We start from the raw sequence: 16,596 nt of genomic DNA, 5'->3' as shown, positions 1-16,596 counted from the left end.
AAAACTTAATGCGCTGCCTGCACTCGCTGGGCAAGTTGATGTAACACACCTTCTCTTAGCGCGCCGCCAGAGAGATTTAACGACTGAATGTCGAGCAGGTTAAACAGGGCTGACAAGATGGCAAGTCCAGCGGCAAAAGTGGGAGCCCGTTCGCTATGCAGGCCGCGAATGTCGCGCATGCTGACATCGGTTTGCGCTAATACTTCTTCCCTGAGCTGACCTAGCACCTCGGGGGTAATGGTGGCTGACAAGCCACGATCATTAAGCAGTTCAACCACAGATTGTACCGTGCCTGAGGCACCGACGACACCATGCCAGCCATAATCGGTCAGTTGCTTACGATAGTCACCCAACGCAGCTTCGACCTGGCCTTGCGCCGCATCGAAATCCAGTTGCTGAAAGGGAAAGCTGTTGAAAAACTTGTCATTAAAGGTGACACAGCCCATGGGCAGACTGGTCTTTAGCAGCACCTTACTGCCATCACCTATGATGAACTCGGTACTGGCACCGCCGATATCGATCACTAAACGTCGACCCTCCCCCTGGGTGGTGGCAACCATCCCCTGGTAGATAAGCTCTGCTTCGCGCAGACCAGAGATGATCTCTATAGGTTGACCGAGTATAGGTAATGCTGCATCGCAAAAGGCTTTTGCGTTGCTAATACTGCGCAGGGTTGCCGTAGCAATAACGGCAATATTGTCTCGACTGACCCCTTCATGATCTAGCATCTGCGAGAACATCTGCAGACAATCCAGACCACGTTCAAACACCTCAGGGCAGAGCACGCCGTCGGCACCTATGCCTTCGGCAAGGCGCACCTTACGCTTATACTTGGCCACTACTTTTGGCTTGCCGGCATGGGTTTTCGCCACCAGCATATTGAAACTATTCGAGCCTAATGTAATGGCCGCATATAAGGAGCTGACGCCGTTGTGCTTCATTAACTGTGTCTACGCGTCCTATCATGGCGTCTTGGGCGTGCGCCCGGACGACCACCTTGGGGTTTACCGCTACCAGAGCGCCCGGCAGGACGTGGGGCATGCTTACGATGAATACGCACCGGTGGTGGAATATCATCGAGCAGCGCCTCGCTGTCGTAGTTGGTCACAGGAATGCTATGTTGAATATAACTCTCGATAGCCGGCAGGTTGAGGGCGTACTCTTCACAAGCGAAACTGATAGAGACCCCTTTTTGACCTGCACGCCCAGTACGACCGATACGGTGTACATAATCTTCGCAATCATCTGGAAGATCATAGTTGTAAACGTGCGACACATCAGAAATATGTAATCCACGCGCCGCAACATCGGTTGCCACTAAGATATCTAAGTCGCCAGAGGTGAACTGCTCAAGAATGCGAATACGCTTCTTCTGTGGCACATCACCAGTAAGCAAGCCAACGCGATGACCGTCACCTTCTAGATGCGCCCATAGATTTTCGCAGCTGTGCTTAGTGTTAGAGAATACAATCGCTTTTTCAGGCCAATCTTCTTCAATCAAGGTCAGCAGCAAGCGCATCTTCTCTTCCTGTGAAGGATAGAAGATCTCTTCAGTAATATTCTTCGAGGTTTTTTCGCTTGGGGCAATTTCCACTTTCTCAGGATCATTCATATGATCATAAGCCAGCTCCTGCACCTTCATCGATAAGGTTGCCGAGAACAACATGTTCAAACGCGCATTGGCATCTGGCATGCGTCTGAAAAGGAAGCGAATATCTTTGATAAAGCCAAGATCGAACATGCGATCGGCCTCATCTAATACCACTGCCTGAATGGTATTGAGGTTAATGACACCCTGGCGCACGTAATCTATGATACGTCCCGTGGTACCAATCAAGATATCAACGCCTTTATCTAACACCTTGCGCTGCACATCGTAGCTCTCGCCGCCATAGACAATACCCACCTTAAGGCCGGTATGTTTTGCCAGTAAATTAGCGTCCTTGGCGATCTGAATGGCCAGTTCGCGAGTCGGCGCCATCACTATGGCTCTAGGCTGATTAGTTTGACGTCCCTCAGGGATCGGAGTGGTTAGCAGATGATTGAAAGTGGCGACCAGAAAAGCCAGAGTTTTACCTGTACCTGTCTGTGCTTGACCTGCGATATCTTTATGCTGGAGTAAAATCGGTAATGATAATGCCTGGATAGGCGTGCAATATTCAAAGCCGCTTTCGATTAGTGCCTGTTGTATCTCTGGATGTAGAGAAAAGTCGGCAAACTTTTGATTTGTTAAATGTGTTTCGCTCATAGCGCAAGCATACCAGTTAGGGTTGCAATAAGGAACTCGATCGTTTGAAATAACGGCTAATAAAAAAAGACCGTTGAAAGCCGCGAATAACTCTTGAAAAGCGAATTTCAGACCCAATATACAGCTTAAGCCATTAACAAACCAGCAATGGCAACCTAACTGGAGAACATCATGAGCGATAAAATTATTACCTTAAGCGACGACAGCTTTGAAAACGACGTTTTGAAATCAGACCTCCCAGTCCTTGTTGATTTCTGGGCTGAATGGTGTGGCCCTTGTAAAATGATTGCGCCAATCCTAGATGACGTTGCAGACGAGTACGCAGGCAAGGTAACTATCGCTAAGCTAAACGTGGATCAAAACAACGCTTCACCGGCTAAATACGGTGTACGTGGTATCCCAACACTACTTATCTTCAAAAACGGTGAGCTAGCCGACACTAAAGTGGGCGCGCTTTCTAAGACTCAACTGAAAGAGTTCATCGACGCACAACTATAATGCCTCGACCACTATGACATTTTTGTCATAGAAAGTGATTCTCGACACAGCTTAGCCAAGTAATTGTGTCGAGGGTCGCTAAATTTCTAGACGCCTCGCTTCGATAGTGCTACTTTAATAACCAGAAACTTTCTCATTAACCACACCTCGCTATTTCGATTAATATCCAAACAACTTTAATTGCTATTAGTCTATAGATAGCTTTGTCTCGCAATATACAAGACCCACCACAATGAATTTATCAGAATTAAAAGAGAAGTCGATTTCGGACCTGGTCATCCTGGCTCAGGAAATGAAAATCGATAACATGGCCCGAGCCCGCAAACAGGACATTATTTTCGCAATCCTTAAAGCCCACGCCAAAAGCGGTGAAGATATTTTCGGTGGCGGGGTATTAGAAATCCTGCAAGACGGTTTTGGTTTCCTGCGAAGTGCAGACGGTTCTTACCTAGCGGGACCAGATGATATTTATGTTTCACCGAGTCAGATTCGCCGCTTCAACATGCGCACCGGTGATACCATTTTCGGTAAAATCCGTCCCCCTAAAGAAGGCGAGCGATATTTCGCACTACTGAAAGTCAACGAAGTTAACTTCGACAAACCCGAAAACTCCCGCAGCAAAATCCTCTTCGAAAACTTAACCCCACTTCATGCAGAAGAACGTATCCGTATGGAACGTGGTAACGGTTCAACCGAAGATATTACCGCCCGTATTCTCGACCTCTGTTCACCTATAGGTAAGGGACAGCGTGGCCTAATCGTCGCGCCACCAAAGGCCGGTAAGACCCTGCTGCTACAAAACATTGCTCAAAGCATCACCTACAACAACCCAGAAGTTGTGCTCATGGTGTTGCTGATCGACGAACGTCCTGAAGAAGTGACCGAGATGCAGCGTCTGGTGAAAGGTGAAGTTGTTGCCTCAACCTTCGACGAGCCTGCAAGCCGTCACGTACAGGTTGCCGAAATGGTGATCGAGAAGGCCAAGCGTCTGGTTGAACACAAGAAAGATGTGGTGATCCTGCTGGACTCTATTACCCGTCTGGCGCGTGCCTACAACACAGTGATCCCTTCATCTGGTAAGGTACTTACCGGTGGTGTGGATGCTAACGCCCTACATCGTCCTAAGCGCTTCTTCGGCGCAGCACGTAACATCGAGCACGGCGGCAGCTTAACCATTATCGCCACTGCACTGGTTGATACAGGCTCTAAGATGGATGAAGTGATCTACGAAGAGTTTAAGGGTACCGGTAACCAGGAACTTCACCTGTCTCGTAAGGCCGCCGAAAAGCGTGTCTTCCCGGCCATCGACTTCAACCGCTCAGGTACACGTCGCGAAGAGAAGCTGACCACACCAGAAGAGCTACAGAAGATGTGGATCCTGCGTAAGATCCTCAACCCTATGGATGAAGTCAGCGGCATGGAATTCCTCATCGACAAACTTGCCATGACCAAGACCAATGAAGAGTTCTTTACCGCGATGAAACGCGCGAAGTCATAAAGACATATTCAGAATAAAAAAAGCCGCTTAATGCGGCTTTTTTTATAGCGCTGCCTCAAAAGTCTTGAGCCTTTGCTGACAGCGGCGCCGCAAGTCATCTCGCAGGGCCAGCACCACAGGCGTCACATGTTGCCGGCCAGGGCACACCAGATACAGGTCGGCACTCTCGCCACTATATTGTCTCATTAGCGGCACCAAGGCCCCCGCGGCCAAATCCTCAGCCAGATCCAGCGAGGACTTATAGACGATCCCCTTACCCGCCAACGCCCATTTACGTGCCACCTCGGCATCGTTGCAAGTCCGGTTACCCGAAACCTGGACCTTATGAGTCTCTCCATCCTTATAGAAACACCATTGATCATGGGTTCGTTCATCTAACATAAAGAACAAGCAGTTATGATGTTCCAGATCCCTAAGGCTCTCTGGGCGACCATGGGCCTTAAGGTACTCAGGCGAGGCACATAAGATACGCTCTGCAGCACAGATCTTAAAGGCGACCAGGCTCGAATCTTTGGGCGTACCGCTACGCAGCGCCACATCTATCTTGTCATGATAAAAGTTAGTCAGACTGTCTGCCAGATGCAGCCTTAGCTGTAACCTGGGGTATTCATCCATCAAGCTGTCCAGCCAGGGCAAGATAAAGTTACGCCCGGCATCAGAAGGAAGCGCTATGCTGAGCTTGCCGGCGATCTGCGACTTGGCAGAAGCAAGGGCTTGCTCCCCTAACCTAAGATCCTCCAGCGCACGGCGACAATAACTGAGGTAGCGCTCACCCGCATCCGTCAGCCGCAGGCTTCGGGTGCTACGAATAAAGAGCACTGTATCTAGCTCCTTCTCCAACCGTTTCAGCCCAGCACTAGCCACCGCCGCAGAGATCTCCAACTCCACCGCTGCCGCGGTCAAACTGCCACAGTCGGCAACTCGCACAAATAACAATAGATCATTAACTTGCATCGCCACATTCCCACCGTCTTAGGCGTTCTCTGTCTGTGTCCCCAATTAAGCATAGACTGGTCAAAAACCTTACTTTTATCAAAATATTTTTGATAAAAGTAAATAAATGGCAATAAAAAAAGCCTGCTTAGCAGGCTTTTTAACAGAGGTTGGCACAAATGGCTTAGCACTATCGGCTTATACTAGCGCGGTCGCCATCTTGCGTCTGAGATAGGCAATCTGCTGCATATGTGGCAGATCTTTAGGGCAGTTGTCCTGACAGCCCAGCAGCGTCATACAACCAAACACCCCATCCTGATTACCGATCACATGGTAGAAATCTTCTACGCTGCGGGCATCACGGCTGTCGAGCTCGAAACGGGCGATCTTCATCATACCCACAGCACCGACAAAGGTGTCGCGCATCTGCTTAGTGGCACAGGCCGAGACACACACGCCACATTCGACACAGCGCTCCAACTCATAAAGTTTAGCGGCCTCTTCTGGCGCCATAGGCGCCTCCATACGATGAATATCCACCTCGTCGCTTCTCGGATGCAGCCAAAGCTTGAGACGCTCCGCCAGCTCGCGCATAAACTTACCGGTATTGACCGACAGGTCGCCGATCAGCTCGAAGCCAGGCAGGGGCATTAAAGTGATCTCACCCTTAGGATATTTGCTGGTCAGCGTACGGCAGGCCAAGGTCGGATAACCATTAATCACCATGGCGCAGCTGCCGCAGATCCCGGCGCGGCAAACGAAATCGAACTGCAAAGAGGGGTCTTGCTGCTCCCGCAACATATTCAGCGCAATAAAGACTGTCATGCCCGGCGCCTCTTCCAGCTGATACTTGACCATCTTGGGCTTATCGTCTGGCACCTGAGGGTCATAACGAAAAATGTTAAAAGTTAGTGTACGGCCCTGACTCATTTGCTTTCTTCTCCAAGCTGCTTGCTAGTTCCGAGCGGCTTATCATGCAAACGCTCATTCTTTTCTCTAAGGGATTCTGGTACTTCAAATGGCATCAAGGCGTGCTGACGCTCATAGCGATCGGCGTTATCACCCAGGCTACTGAGGATCTCGACGATCTCTTTTTCACGCTTCTCGGTATCTGGATGCGCAATCGCGTTATTGATGCCATAACCGCGATAGCCAGGTGGCAACTCCATCTTCATCACATCCAGCTGCTCATAATCCAGCTTTGGTCGCGTCGCATCAACGCTTGGCCAGGAGGAGAGCGTGCGGTTAAGCCACTCTTTATCGTTACGCTGAGGATAGTCCTCACGGGCATGGGCACCACGACTCTCGGTACGGGCCTCGGCGCCACAGGCAACGGTTAACGCTACCTTCAGCATGCGCTTAACCCTAAGGGCTTCCACCAGCTCTGGGTTGGCATGACGCTTCTTACACTTAAGGCCAAGGTTGCGCGAGCGAATAAGCAGCGCCTCTAACTCTTTAACCGCCTTGGTCAGCTCAGGGCCATTGCGGAAGATCCCCACATAATCCATCATAATGCGCTGCATCTCACGCTTGATCTCAAATGCAGATTCAGTGCCCTGCCCCTCGACCAGGCCATCGATTTCATCACGCACCTGAGCCACGAAACGCTCAGCAAGTGAGGTATCTATCTCAAGCGTATTCTCTTCACAGAAGTCGGCCACATACTTACCAATAATCATGCCGCCAACAACCGTTTCCGCCAGCGAGTTGCCCCCCAGACGGTTAAAACCGTGCATATCCCAACAGGCCGCTTCGCCTACGCTAAACAGACCCTTTAGCTGCGGACTCTGCCCCTTGGCATCGGTACGAATACCGCCCATAGAGTAGTGCTGGGTCGGACGCACGGGGATCCAATCTTTCGCTGGATCTATCCCTAAGAAGTTCTCGCAGATCTCTTTGACTTCACGCAGGTTAGTTTCCACGTGTTTGCGACCAAGCAGGGTAATATCCAGCCATAGGTGTGGACCATAAGGGCTATCGACCCCTTTACCTTTACGCATATGCTCCGTCATGCGGCGAGACACCACATCACGCGAGGCCAATTCCTTCTTCTCCGGCTCATAGTCTGGCATGAAACGGTGGCCATCTTTGTCTCTGAGCAAGCCGCCGTCACCACGGCAACCTTCGGTAGTCAGAATCCCCACAGGCACAATCGCCGTTGGGTGGAACTGCACCGCTTCCATATTCCCCAGTGTCGCCACGCCAGTTTCCAGCGCCAACGCCTGCCCTATTCCTTCGCAGATGATCGCGTTGGTGGAGACCTCATAAATACGGCCATAACCGCCGGTGGCAATAGTGGTCGACTTAGCAACATAGGCGCGCAGTTCACCTGTGATCAAACATCTGGCCACGACTCCGTGACAACGCTTGCCATCGTGGATCAGTGCCAGCGCCTCAACCCTTTCATGTACCGGGATATCGAGAGAGATCGCCTTGTTGTCGACGGCGTAGAGCAGCGAGTGGCCGGTGCCGTCTGCGGTATAACAGGTGCGCCACTTCTTGGTGCCGCCAAAATCACGGGCGTTGATCAGACCATGAGCCTCTTCTGCCTCTTCGATGGTGACCTTCTCGGCATTAACAACCACCTGACGAGGCCCCTTGGTGACACGTGTCCAGGGCACGCCCCAGTTGGCCAGCTCACGCACCGCTTTAGGGGCGCAGTGTGCAAACATGCGCGCCACTTCCTGATCACAGCCCCAGTCCGATCCCTTTACCGTATCTTGGAAATGTACGTCCTCATCATCTCCCATGCCTTTAACGGTATTCCCCAGACTGGCCTGCATGCCTCCCTGGGCCGCGGCCGAATGCGAACGCTTGGCGGGGATCAGCGATAGTACCAGGGTATCCAAGCCGCGCTCTTTCGACGCGATGGCGACCCTTAGTCCGGCCAACCCGGCACCAACGACTAGAGAATCGGTATATATCAGTTTCACACTTGCTCCTTACGAGGGATGAGAGATCACATTACTTTCAAATCGATTAACTGGCGTAGGGCAGGAAGGCCAGCAAAGAGGCCAAACCAATTACCACAAACACCACACTCACTATGGTTTTTATTTTTCTAATTCGGGCGCGGGCGTCGATGGCTCGTCTAGCCCCCCATTTAATGGCCACGCGATAGATGCCAATGGCGGCATGCAATTCGACACACAAGAGCAGAGGCAGATAGACCATCCACACCCCTTGATTCCAGATGCGATCGGCACTACCCACAGGGCCTATGGTTTCAGGCGCACTACCAATTAACCATAAATGCACAGGCAACAACAAAAAAATGCCCACACCTGTGATCGCCTGCCATACCCATAACTTGGTATCGTCGTGGTGGATCACGCTCATCTGCTTTCTGAGTGCCCTTTGTTGCTGCAAGTTCAGCGGCATCTTATGTATGGCGACCAACACATGAAGCAGAGCCAATAGCGCCACTATGATGGCAATGACCGACACCACCCAGGGATAGCCATGACCGTCAGCACTTAGGAAACTCAACTCCATGGTACGGGCCACAAAAGTCATTGCATCGGCACCAAGCAGAATAGATGACACTAAAATCAGATGCGTCCATAGAAACAGGGCTAAGATGACACCGGTAACACTCTGACTCATATCGAGCCAACCGCTTACATTATTATTTTTCTTTGTCAGCGACATAGGCACTCCTGTGAATAGTGGGAAAGGGGCGTGACTTACTAAATAGACAAACGCTAGCCTTAATGTCGCTCACAAACCCAACAAAAACCGTGAGATAGATCAAAACACAATCCGATATTTTATAAATTGCTAATCTACCTAGGGCTTACACAGTTATGGCACAAATGGTGTAACTGGCAAGGTCAGTGATTGACCTATCATGATATAAGAAACCAGACTCAATATACCTAGGGTCATCAGGTAAACAATCAATACTTTAACCGCCTTTCTTAACCCCTTACGCTGACGAACGAGTCCCCATTTCACCGCTACGCGGTACAGGCCTATCATGGCGTGGATCACTACTGCTGGTAACAACAACGCATAAAGTAGCCAGGCATTAGCATGATAAACACGCTCCGCCGACAGATGCGGACCAATCTCTGGATTGGTGATCATGGTAAAAATATGCACCGGCGCCAGGAAAAACAGGATAAACCCAGTCACCAACTGCCAGAACCAGGCATGACTGTCTTTATGTTTGATCCCCTGCATATGATTGCGCAGCGCTCGCCATTGGCCGAGTTGTGCCGGGAAGCGACGTAATGCCACCGCCGCATGCAACATCACCACCAGCATGATAAAGATGGAGAACACCTTAGTGACGATAGGCATGCCGTGACCTGTGCTACTAAACATGCCACCTTCGAGAAACTGCACTACGTGATAGAAGGTCTCTTTACCAAAGAGAATACTCGACTCAAAATGCAAATGCGCCAATAAAAAGCAACCCAGCAAAATGCCGGTGGCACTCTGTATTTTATCGGCCTTAGCTGACCAGGGACTGCCCAAAGCAGCGTAATGAGTGTGGTGATATTGCAAGCTTTTAACCTTCATGATCTTTCTGCGCCTAGTGTCGGGATCTACACCATACCAACAAGAATTGAGCTGCCTACCAATAAGCCTAAAAAGCGTGAGACAACTCACCCAGGCATAGCAAAACATTTGACACCGATCACAAACAATCACCCAAAACAAAACAAAGGTAAAACCAATTAGCCAATATTAATCAATGATTTAAATAGTCATTTCAAACAATACAATCAATACAAAAACCATCAGATTAACCGATTGAATTTAGTCGCTAAATCCCAGTTTGTCAGTTTAAGTGCAGATTCCTCGGTCTTTGTACAATGCTTGGTTTACAATAAGGCCATTATTGAACTTATATTGACCTTAGAGAGAAGATCCCATGGCCTGGATCCAGTTAAAGATAGACACAGATAACCAACACGCCGAGCAACTCAGCGACATGCTGATGGAGCTGGGCTCACTGTCGATCACCTATGAAGATGGTAAGGACACCCCCATCTACGAACCCAATCTGGGTGAAACCCCGTTGTGGAGCCACACAGTGATCACCGCCCTGTTTGAGGCAGATTATGATCTGGCGCCCGTGGTTGAGATGCTCAAGCTACAGCCTTATTTAGGTGCAGACTTTAGCCATAAGATAGAGCAGGTCGAAGACAAGGATTGGGAAAGAGAGTGGATGGACAACTTTCACCCTATTCAATTTGGCCGTCGCCTATGGATCTGCCCAAGCTGGCGAGAAGTGCCAGACCCACAAGCCGTCAACGTAATGTTAGACCCAGGCCTCGCCTTCGGCACCGGCACACACCCAACTACGGCGCTGTGTTTAGAATGGCTAGATGGACTGGATCTTGAAGGCAAAGAAGCGATCGATTTCGGTTGCGGTTCAGGCATTCTCGCCGTCGCTGCGCTTAAACTGGGGGCCTCAAAAGTCACCGGCATTGATATCGACTATCAGGCTATCGAAGCCTCTAAGGCTAATGCCGAACGCAACCAGGTCGCCGATAAGTTGGCACTCTATCTACCCGAAGATCAGCCAGCCGACCTCAAGGCCGAAGTATTAGTAGCCAACATACTCGCAGGTCCGCTGCGCGAACTGGCACCTCTGATTGCCGAAAAGGTACAGCCAGGTGGCTTACTGGCACTCTCGGGTCTGCTCAAGGAGCAAGCCGACGAGATCAGCCAGCATTATGCCCAGTGGTTTGACATGGACGCACCAGTTCACAAAGAGGATTGGAGCCGCTTGACAGGCACACGTAAATAGCGGTAAAAGCCAGCGGCCGCAAGGCCGCCACAGACTTCTCAGCTTACAAAAGTCAAGTAAAAAAGTTGCTCTCAGGTCATTTATTGACCTTTTCACAGGCTTGAAAAAGGCGTACTATAGCGCCCCTTTGAAGCGCAAGGTGTGATGATAAATGCAGATTGGACCCTATCAACTGAAGAATCAGCTGATCGTGGCTCCCATGGCAGGAGTCACCGACCAACCCTTCCGAAATCTCTGCCTACGCTATGGCGCCGCCTTAGCCGTATCAGAGATGCTTTCGTCTAATCCCGAGGTTTGGGATACCGACAAGAGCCGACAGCGCATGGCACACGCTGGTGAAGATGGGATTCGCTCAGTACAAATTGCAGGTGCCGACCCCGATATGATGGCCCATGCCGCCGTTGTTAACGTACAACAGGGCGCGCAGATCATCGATATCAACATGGGGTGTCCTGCAAAGAAAGTGAATAAGAAGCTGGCAGGTTCAGCACTACTGCAGCAACCAGAGCAAGTAAAAGCGATTTTACAGGCTGTTGTTGCCGCTGTGGATGTGCCTGTGACCCTGAAGATTCGCACAGGTTGGGCGCCTGAACACAGAAATGGCGTTCAGATAGCCCAAATTGCACAAGATTGTGGCATTGCCTCACTCGCGGTCCATGGCCGTACGAGACAGTGCATGTACAAAGGCGAAGCCGAGTACGACACGATTCGCGCGATAAAACAGAATGTCTCTATTCCTGTTGTGGCAAATGGCGATATCTGTACCCCAGAGAAGGCACGCTTCGTGCTGGAACATACAGGTGCAGATGCCGTGATGATAGGAAGAGGTGCTCAAGGACGACCTTGGCTATTCAGAGAGATCCAACATTACTTGGAAACAGGTAAAAAGCTAGCGCCCATTGAAGTGGACGAAAAGCGTCAGGTGATGCTGGAACACCTCAAAAACTTATATGCATTGTACGGCGAGTACAAAGGGTTACGTATCGCCAGAAAGCATGTTGGATGGTATCTGGACCAAGAAGCGCAGAGACCTTTCAGAGCCGACTTCAATCGGCTGGAAACTGTTGAAGAACAACGTTCCATGTTGGAGCGTTATTTTGATGAATTAGTAAAGAATTAATAAAGAGCAGAATACGAATGTTTGATCAGACAACTCAACCAGAAGCTCATCAGCTTACCGTAGGCAAAATCGAAACCGCTAACGGCACTATCAAGCCTCAGTTACTGCGTGACGCTGTTAAGCGCGCCGTAACTAACTTTTTCGCTCAAATGGACGGCCAGGAAGCCGAAGAAGTTTACGAAATGGTGTTATGTGAAGTTGAAGCACCTCTACTAGATATCATCATGCAGCACACCCGTGGCAACCAAACTCGCGCTGCCAACATGCTAGGTATCAACCGTGGTACCCTGCGCAAGAAATTGAAAAAATATGGCATGAACTAAAACTAACGTTTTAGCATGTTGTATTAAAACGGGTTTCTCAGCAATGGGAAGCCCGTTTTGCTTTCTAGCTTCCCCCATCCCAGCGCTACCGTCCGCACATATCCTGGCACTTGGCACCTCTTCAGCTTCGGCTAATTTTCATTTTGTACACTAGCAAACCTTGTGATGCATGCTAGGGATATTTAGCTCACTTGTTACAAGGCAGGCGACAAGTAATCCCACCCAAGGCATATGAAAATCACTCGCAATAATTACTAAAAAATGAAACACCTCCCACATAGAGACAATTATGCTAACTAAAAAAACTCTTTTACCCTCTGTACTATGCCTTAGCCTACTCAATATTGGGGCTGCAAAAGCTGAAACCTTTCAGTTTATCGACCATCAGCCTGAAACAGTCGACACCTTAGTCGCTTTTCAAGCGGGTGAACACACCTCCCCTCAACTCGCACAGCTTAATGATCTGTCTAAGCAACAGATTGCCAATGCATTAGCACTGCAAGGTTTTACCGGCGAGGCAAAACAACTCGTTGAAATTTTATCGCCACACGGTATTAAGGCTAAACGCTTACTTGTGGTTGGTGTTGGTGAAGCAAAGCAGCCTGGTGACATCAATAAACTCGGCGCAGAGATCACCGCTCACTTGCGCAGCACTGATAATGAGAATATCCACCTACTGACAACAGGCATAAGCAATGGGATGAGCAACGCCAATTTCGCCGCCGAGCTGGCTCACGGAATTAACCTACGCGCTTATCAGTTCGATAAATATCTCACCGAGAAAAAGCCTGCCGAAAAGCACTACACGGTAAGCGTTGCCAACCCTAGCGCAGCGACTGATAGATACCAGCAACTCGCCGCCATTGAAAAAGGGGTATTTCTAGCACGTGACCTCACCTCTGAGGTGCCAAGTGCTATGACGCCAGTCGATTTTGCCAACGCTGCAAAAGAACTCAAAAAATTAGGGGTCAAGATCACTATCTTAGATGCCAAGCAAATTGAAAAATTAGGCATGGGTGCACTCCATGCTGTTGGCCGCGGCTCACAAGCGGGATCGCGCTTAGTCATTGCCCATTGGCAAGGTAATAACGATGCGCCTATCGCATTAGTCGGCAAAGGCATCACCTTCGATTCTGGCGGCTACAACATCAAAGCGACCGGCGACTCCATATCACGCATGAAATCTGACATGGCAGGCGCAGCAGCGGTACTCGGCACGATTAAGGCGATGGCGCTGCAAAAAGCGAAAGCCAATGTGGTCGGCGTGATGCCTATGGCGGCAAACATGGTTTCAGATACCGCTTTTGCCCCGGGTGATGTGCTGATGACGGCTGAAGGACTCAGTGTAGAAGTGCTCAACACAGATGCCGAGGGACGACTCATCCTTGCGGACGGAATGTGGTACGCGCGAAAACACTACCAACCTAAAGTGATGGTAGATATTGCCACCTTAACAGGCTCAAAAGTAAGGGCATTAGGGAAACGTTATACCGCGGTATTTAGTGACGATGACACCTTAGTCGATGAGTTAACTTTCTCAGGTAGCGCCGTTGATGAAAAGCTATGGCGCTTGCCTTTGGCCTATGAAGATCTGTTAAAGAGCCCGATTGCCGATCTCAAAAATGCGGGCTATGGCGGCCCCGGTGCGACCACTGCGGCTGTGTTCTTAAAGCAATTTAGCGGCGAGACCAAATGGGCACACCTTGATATTGCGGGTAGCGCACTCGCAGCCAAAGATGAAGGCATTACGCCCGCTGGCGGCACCGGCCATGGCGTGCGTCTATTAAGCCACTGGATCATGAGTCAATCTCAGTAAGCTTTAGCCATAATGTTAACCCTTACTAAGACTCATAGAAAAGCCCTACATTGTAGGGCTTTTCTTTATCAAGCTTTAAGCTAGCATTTTCAGTGCCTAACCTCTAGCATCGCTCACTTGCCTATGACGAGTGTGCTTACTCTCACTGCGCTGGTGCCCCATGCGATACAAGATAGGTATCAGCACTAAGTTAAGTCGTGGCGTTTCAGACCGCACACGCTAAGCGCAACATTTGACTCTACCTAGATTGAGATATTTTATGGAGAAAAGTGTGATTACCCGAGCATTTTACTCAGGTAATTATTGAGGCGAACAAAATACGCAAATAACATGCAGCTTTAAGCAGTCACTTAAACTCATGCAAATATCGGAGCACCACATGCCTCAAACTAAAGAACACCTACTTGCCTCTCGCGTTGGCGAAATTGTTGCAAATGATTTTCGCAGTGCACACCTGTTCAGCCAGTTTGGTATCGATTTTTGCTGTGGGGGCGGGATATCTCTAGAGCGCGCAATTAAGCGCTTTGACGTCGATGAAGCGCAACTCATTGAAGCATTAATGGCACTCGGAATCGAAGGCGAGAAGCAGCAAGGTTTAGATCAGTTACCTTTATCAGAACTGCTCGACTACATCGAAGCGACCCATCACAGTTTCGTCAGAGAAAAAGCTCCACTATTAATTGAATATAGCCAGAAGATGGTACGCGCCCATGGCGAGCATTATGACGAAATTAAACCTTTCGCAGGTTGGATACGCGCACTGATCGAAGATCTTATGCCACATCTGATGAAAGAGGAGCAGATCCTCTTTCCAGCCATTCGCGCTATGGCAAATGGTGAACAGGTCAACGGTTGCTTCGGTCATATCGGTAATCCGATCAACGCCATGGAACATGAGCATGACCAAGCGAGTGAAATTATTGAGCGCCTAAGAACCCTCACCAACGACTTTACGCCGCCAGCACATGCCTGCACCACCTGGCGTATCTGTTACGCCACCCTGGAAGAGTTTGCCGCCGATCTGCGCCAGCACATACACGTCGAAAACAACATTCTCTTCCCTAAGGCATTGGCCATTTAATCGCCGAATGATGAGGTGCTCCATTATCGGAGTACCTCATCAAAGCGCTTTAGATACCCACTATCAGATAGCCACCAATTAAAGCGATGGCGCCGCCACTAAGACGTAGCAGAGGCAGTTTACGGCTGAGTTGCTGCATGATGAAGCCAAGCGACACGCCCAGCAGGTGGATAACGGCGGTGCCGCTGAGGAAACCTAAGGCATAAAGCACCGGACTGGTCAGCGCTGGCATCTCGGCGCCGTGGGCATGACCATGAAAGATAGCAAACAGACCAACAAACCCCATGGCGAGCAGCAGAGGAATCTGCCTGCCTAAAGCAATAGCCAAGCCCAGTAGCAATACAGACAATGCAATGCCTAACTCCACAAAGGGCAGCGCAACACCATAGAGCCCCAATATCCCACCAAACAACATGAAGGCCATAAAGGCTAAAGGCACAGTCCAAATCGCCCGTCCCCCAAGCTGAGTACTCAACAAACCCACACTCAACATGGCCAACAGATGATCAAATCCGAGTACAGGGTGATTGAATCCCGTCATAAAGCCTGCCCCGCCAGTGATCTCATGAGCAAACACGGACGGCGCCCAAACCGCGAGCAACACAGGCAGTAACCTTTTCATCATTTATCCTCTCAATCCTTGAAATCAGTTAAAAGACAATAGGTTAATAAATAAAGTCGAGTTGTGATACAACGCAAAGAACCCATGATTCATTACTATACAAACAAAAAGGCTCCCCACTGGGAGCCTTGCGAAAATTAAATGGCAACTTGCTGTAAGGGATACCAAAGCAATGAAGCTTGCTTTTGCTTTATCAACTCTTCGATGAGTTCCCTAATTTTGGGCTCCGCATCAATAAACTTATTCATATTGGCCCCGCCCCTACGTGCATCATATATTGCTTCCCCATCAAGACGTCCCTGATGGAAAACTTTGATTTCGGCATACACCATGTATAAGGCCAAGTCCCAAGCCCAATTAGCGGTGTAGGTTGCAGTCCACTCACATTGCTGTGCAGCATCTAACTGCTCTAAAACACGATATTTTATCTGTTTCTCTGTCAGCACTTTCTCAACTTCGGCGAGGAAACCTTGGCGTACATCTGGATTTTTTTGAATACACACTTCATCGGAGCGCCCAACCTGAACAGAGTCAACCCTTTGCTTAATAGAGCAGGCGGTTGTCATCATTAATACGGTAAAGACTAGAAATATTTTTTTCATGGAACTCCCTGTCGCTATCTCTTCTAAATCACTGATTACTTATACAATGTTGAGTTTTTGTTGCCGCGCTATGATACAGATAAAACTCAAA

The 16,596-nt window shown here is 49.5% G+C and carries 16 protein-coding genes; 7 read left to right on the top strand and 9 right to left on the bottom strand.

The window, feature by feature from the left end; all coding sequences use genetic code 11:
- Positions 1 to 5 precede the first annotated feature (5 nt).
- Together L2712_RS14035 and rhlB are read right to left on the bottom strand one after the other, a co-directional pair.
- Complete coding sequence (locus L2712_RS14035; RefSeq protein ID WP_248978133.1) at positions 6 to 941, bottom strand: Ppx/GppA phosphatase family protein; 936 nt, start codon at positions 939 to 941, stop codon at positions 6 to 8.
- Entirely contained in the window at positions 941 to 2,248 is a 1,308-nt protein-coding gene (gene rhlB / locus L2712_RS14030) for an ATP-dependent RNA helicase RhlB (RefSeq protein WP_033539132.1), read from the bottom strand. The genes L2712_RS14035 and rhlB overlap by 1 nt, the downstream gene beginning before the upstream one ends.
- Positions 2,249 to 2,419: 171 nt before the next feature.
- Between rhlB and trxA the strand changes: the two genes are divergently transcribed.
- Together trxA and rho are read left to right on the top strand one after the other, a co-directional pair.
- Positions 2,420 to 2,746, top strand: coding sequence for a thioredoxin TrxA (gene trxA, locus L2712_RS14025; RefSeq protein ID WP_088903634.1), 327 nt, complete (start codon positions 2,420 to 2,422; stop codon positions 2,744 to 2,746).
- Positions 2,747 to 2,978: 232 nt separating this feature from the next.
- Positions 2,979 to 4,244, top strand: a complete 1,266-nt coding sequence (rho, locus tag L2712_RS14020; protein WP_033539099.1) for a transcription termination factor Rho — start codon at positions 2,979 to 2,981, stop codon at positions 4,242 to 4,244.
- Between the two features lie 42 nt (positions 4,245 to 4,286).
- On the opposite strand, the gene L2712_RS14015 is transcribed toward rho, so the two are convergent.
- The 5 genes from L2712_RS14015 to L2712_RS13995 all read right to left on the bottom strand — a co-directional run bounded on the left by L2712_RS14015 (position 4,287) and on the right by L2712_RS13995 (position 9,704).
- Entirely contained in the window at positions 4,287 to 5,198 is a 912-nt protein-coding gene (locus L2712_RS14015) for a LysR family transcriptional regulator (protein WP_248978132.1), read from the bottom strand.
- Between the two features lie 177 nt (positions 5,199 to 5,375).
- The gene (locus tag L2712_RS14010; RefSeq protein ID WP_248978131.1) at positions 5,376 to 6,107 is read right to left on the bottom strand and encodes a fumarate reductase iron-sulfur subunit; all 732 of its coding nucleotides are present in this window, start codon (positions 6,105 to 6,107) and stop codon (positions 5,376 to 5,378) included.
- On the bottom strand, positions 6,104 to 8,110 hold the full coding sequence (locus tag L2712_RS14005) for a fumarate reductase flavoprotein subunit (protein ID WP_088903632.1): 2,007 nt from the start codon (positions 8,108 to 8,110) through the stop codon (positions 6,104 to 6,106). The genes L2712_RS14010 and L2712_RS14005 overlap by 4 nt, the downstream gene beginning before the upstream one ends.
- Before the next feature lie 46 nt (positions 8,111 to 8,156).
- Positions 8,157 to 8,828 (bottom strand): fumarate reductase cytochrome b subunit, encoded by a 672-nt coding sequence (locus L2712_RS14000; protein ID WP_033539103.1) that lies wholly within the window; start codon positions 8,826 to 8,828, stop codon positions 8,157 to 8,159.
- A gap of 153 nt (positions 8,829 to 8,981) precedes the next feature.
- Positions 8,982 to 9,704 carry a fumarate reductase cytochrome b subunit gene (locus L2712_RS13995; RefSeq protein WP_033539104.1) on the bottom strand — a complete coding sequence of 241 codons (723 nt, stop codon included), beginning with the start codon at positions 9,702 to 9,704 and terminating at the stop codon, positions 8,982 to 8,984.
- Between the two features lie 355 nt (positions 9,705 to 10,059).
- On the opposite strand from L2712_RS13995, the gene prmA reads away from it, so the two are divergent.
- From prmA to ric, 5 genes are all read left to right on the top strand, one after another.
- Positions 10,060 to 10,941 carry a 50S ribosomal protein L11 methyltransferase gene (gene prmA, locus L2712_RS13990; RefSeq protein ID WP_033539105.1) on the top strand — a complete coding sequence of 294 codons (882 nt, stop codon included), beginning with the start codon at positions 10,060 to 10,062 and terminating at the stop codon, positions 10,939 to 10,941.
- 151 nt (positions 10,942 to 11,092) lie between these two features.
- Complete coding sequence (gene dusB, locus L2712_RS13985) at positions 11,093 to 12,061, top strand: tRNA dihydrouridine synthase DusB (RefSeq protein WP_088903631.1); 969 nt, start codon at positions 11,093 to 11,095, stop codon at positions 12,059 to 12,061.
- Between the two features lie 17 nt (positions 12,062 to 12,078).
- Entirely contained in the window at positions 12,079 to 12,384 is a 306-nt protein-coding gene (gene fis / locus L2712_RS13980) for a DNA-binding transcriptional regulator Fis (RefSeq protein ID WP_011864135.1), read from the top strand.
- A 289-nt stretch (positions 12,385 to 12,673) separates the two neighbouring features.
- Positions 12,674 to 14,200 carry a leucyl aminopeptidase gene (locus L2712_RS13975; protein WP_248978130.1) on the top strand — a complete coding sequence of 509 codons (1,527 nt, stop codon included), beginning with the start codon at positions 12,674 to 12,676 and terminating at the stop codon, positions 14,198 to 14,200.
- Positions 14,201 to 14,558: 358 nt separating this feature from the next.
- The gene (gene ric, locus L2712_RS13970; RefSeq protein ID WP_428848619.1) at positions 14,559 to 15,281 is read left to right on the top strand and encodes an iron-sulfur cluster repair di-iron protein; all 723 of its coding nucleotides are present in this window, start codon (positions 14,559 to 14,561) and stop codon (positions 15,279 to 15,281) included.
- Positions 15,282 to 15,330: 49 nt separating this feature from the next.
- Here the strand turns inward: ric and L2712_RS13965 are convergent, their stop codons facing one another.
- Entirely contained in the window at positions 15,331 to 15,903 is a 573-nt protein-coding gene (locus tag L2712_RS13965) for a HupE/UreJ family protein (protein WP_428611020.1), read from the bottom strand.
- Positions 15,904 to 16,040: 137 nt separating this feature from the next.
- Positions 16,041 to 16,505 (bottom strand): Sbal_3080 family lipoprotein, encoded by a 465-nt coding sequence (locus L2712_RS13960; RefSeq protein WP_248978127.1) that lies wholly within the window; start codon positions 16,503 to 16,505, stop codon positions 16,041 to 16,043.
- Between the last annotated feature and the right edge of the window lie 91 nt (positions 16,506 to 16,596).

The sequence above is a fragment of the Shewanella marisflavi genome (assembly GCF_023283925.1).
GTDB lineage: Bacteria > Pseudomonadota > Gammaproteobacteria > Enterobacterales > Shewanellaceae > Shewanella > Shewanella marisflavi.
Note: the sequence above shows the minus strand (reverse complement) of the source record. Positions and strands in the feature narration are given on the sequence as shown.

What these genes read in the sequence shown, in the direction of transcription:
- L2712_RS14035 (WP_248978133.1), bottom strand. Translation starts at nt 941, where the DNA reads ATGAAGCACAACGGCGTCAGCTCCTTATATGCGGCCATTACATTAGGC.
- rhlB (WP_033539132.1), bottom strand. Translation starts at nt 2,248, where the DNA reads ATGAGCGAAACACATTTAACAAATCAAAAGTTTGCCGACTTTTCTCTA.
- trxA (WP_088903634.1), top strand. Translation starts at nt 2,420, where the DNA reads ATGAGCGATAAAATTATTACCTTAAGCGACGACAGCTTTGAAAACGAC.
- rho (WP_033539099.1), top strand. Translation starts at nt 2,979, where the DNA reads ATGAATTTATCAGAATTAAAAGAGAAGTCGATTTCGGACCTGGTCATC.
- L2712_RS14015 (WP_248978132.1), bottom strand. Translation starts at nt 5,198, where the DNA reads ATGCAAGTTAATGATCTATTGTTATTTGTGCGAGTTGCCGACTGTGGC.
- L2712_RS14010 (WP_248978131.1), bottom strand. Translation starts at nt 6,107, where the DNA reads ATGAGTCAGGGCCGTACACTAACTTTTAACATTTTTCGTTATGACCCT.
- L2712_RS14000 (WP_033539103.1), bottom strand. Translation starts at nt 8,828, where the DNA reads ATGTCGCTGACAAAGAAAAATAATAATGTAAGCGGTTGGCTCGATATG.
- L2712_RS13995 (WP_033539104.1), bottom strand. Translation starts at nt 9,704, where the DNA reads ATGAAGGTTAAAAGCTTGCAATATCACCACACTCATTACGCTGCTTTG.
- prmA (WP_033539105.1), top strand. Translation starts at nt 10,060, where the DNA reads ATGGCCTGGATCCAGTTAAAGATAGACACAGATAACCAACACGCCGAG.
- dusB (WP_088903631.1), top strand. Translation starts at nt 11,093, where the DNA reads ATGCAGATTGGACCCTATCAACTGAAGAATCAGCTGATCGTGGCTCCC.
- fis (WP_011864135.1), top strand. Translation starts at nt 12,079, where the DNA reads ATGTTTGATCAGACAACTCAACCAGAAGCTCATCAGCTTACCGTAGGC.
- L2712_RS13975 (WP_248978130.1), top strand. Translation starts at nt 12,674, where the DNA reads ATGCTAACTAAAAAAACTCTTTTACCCTCTGTACTATGCCTTAGCCTA.
- ric (WP_428848619.1), top strand. Translation starts at nt 14,559, where the DNA reads ATGCAAATATCGGAGCACCACATGCCTCAAACTAAAGAACACCTACTT.
- L2712_RS13965 (WP_428611020.1), bottom strand. Translation starts at nt 15,903, where the DNA reads ATGAAAAGGTTACTGCCTGTGTTGCTCGCGGTTTGGGCGCCGTCCGTG.
- L2712_RS13960 (WP_248978127.1), bottom strand. Translation starts at nt 16,505, where the DNA reads ATGAAAAAAATATTTCTAGTCTTTACCGTATTAATGATGACAACCGCC.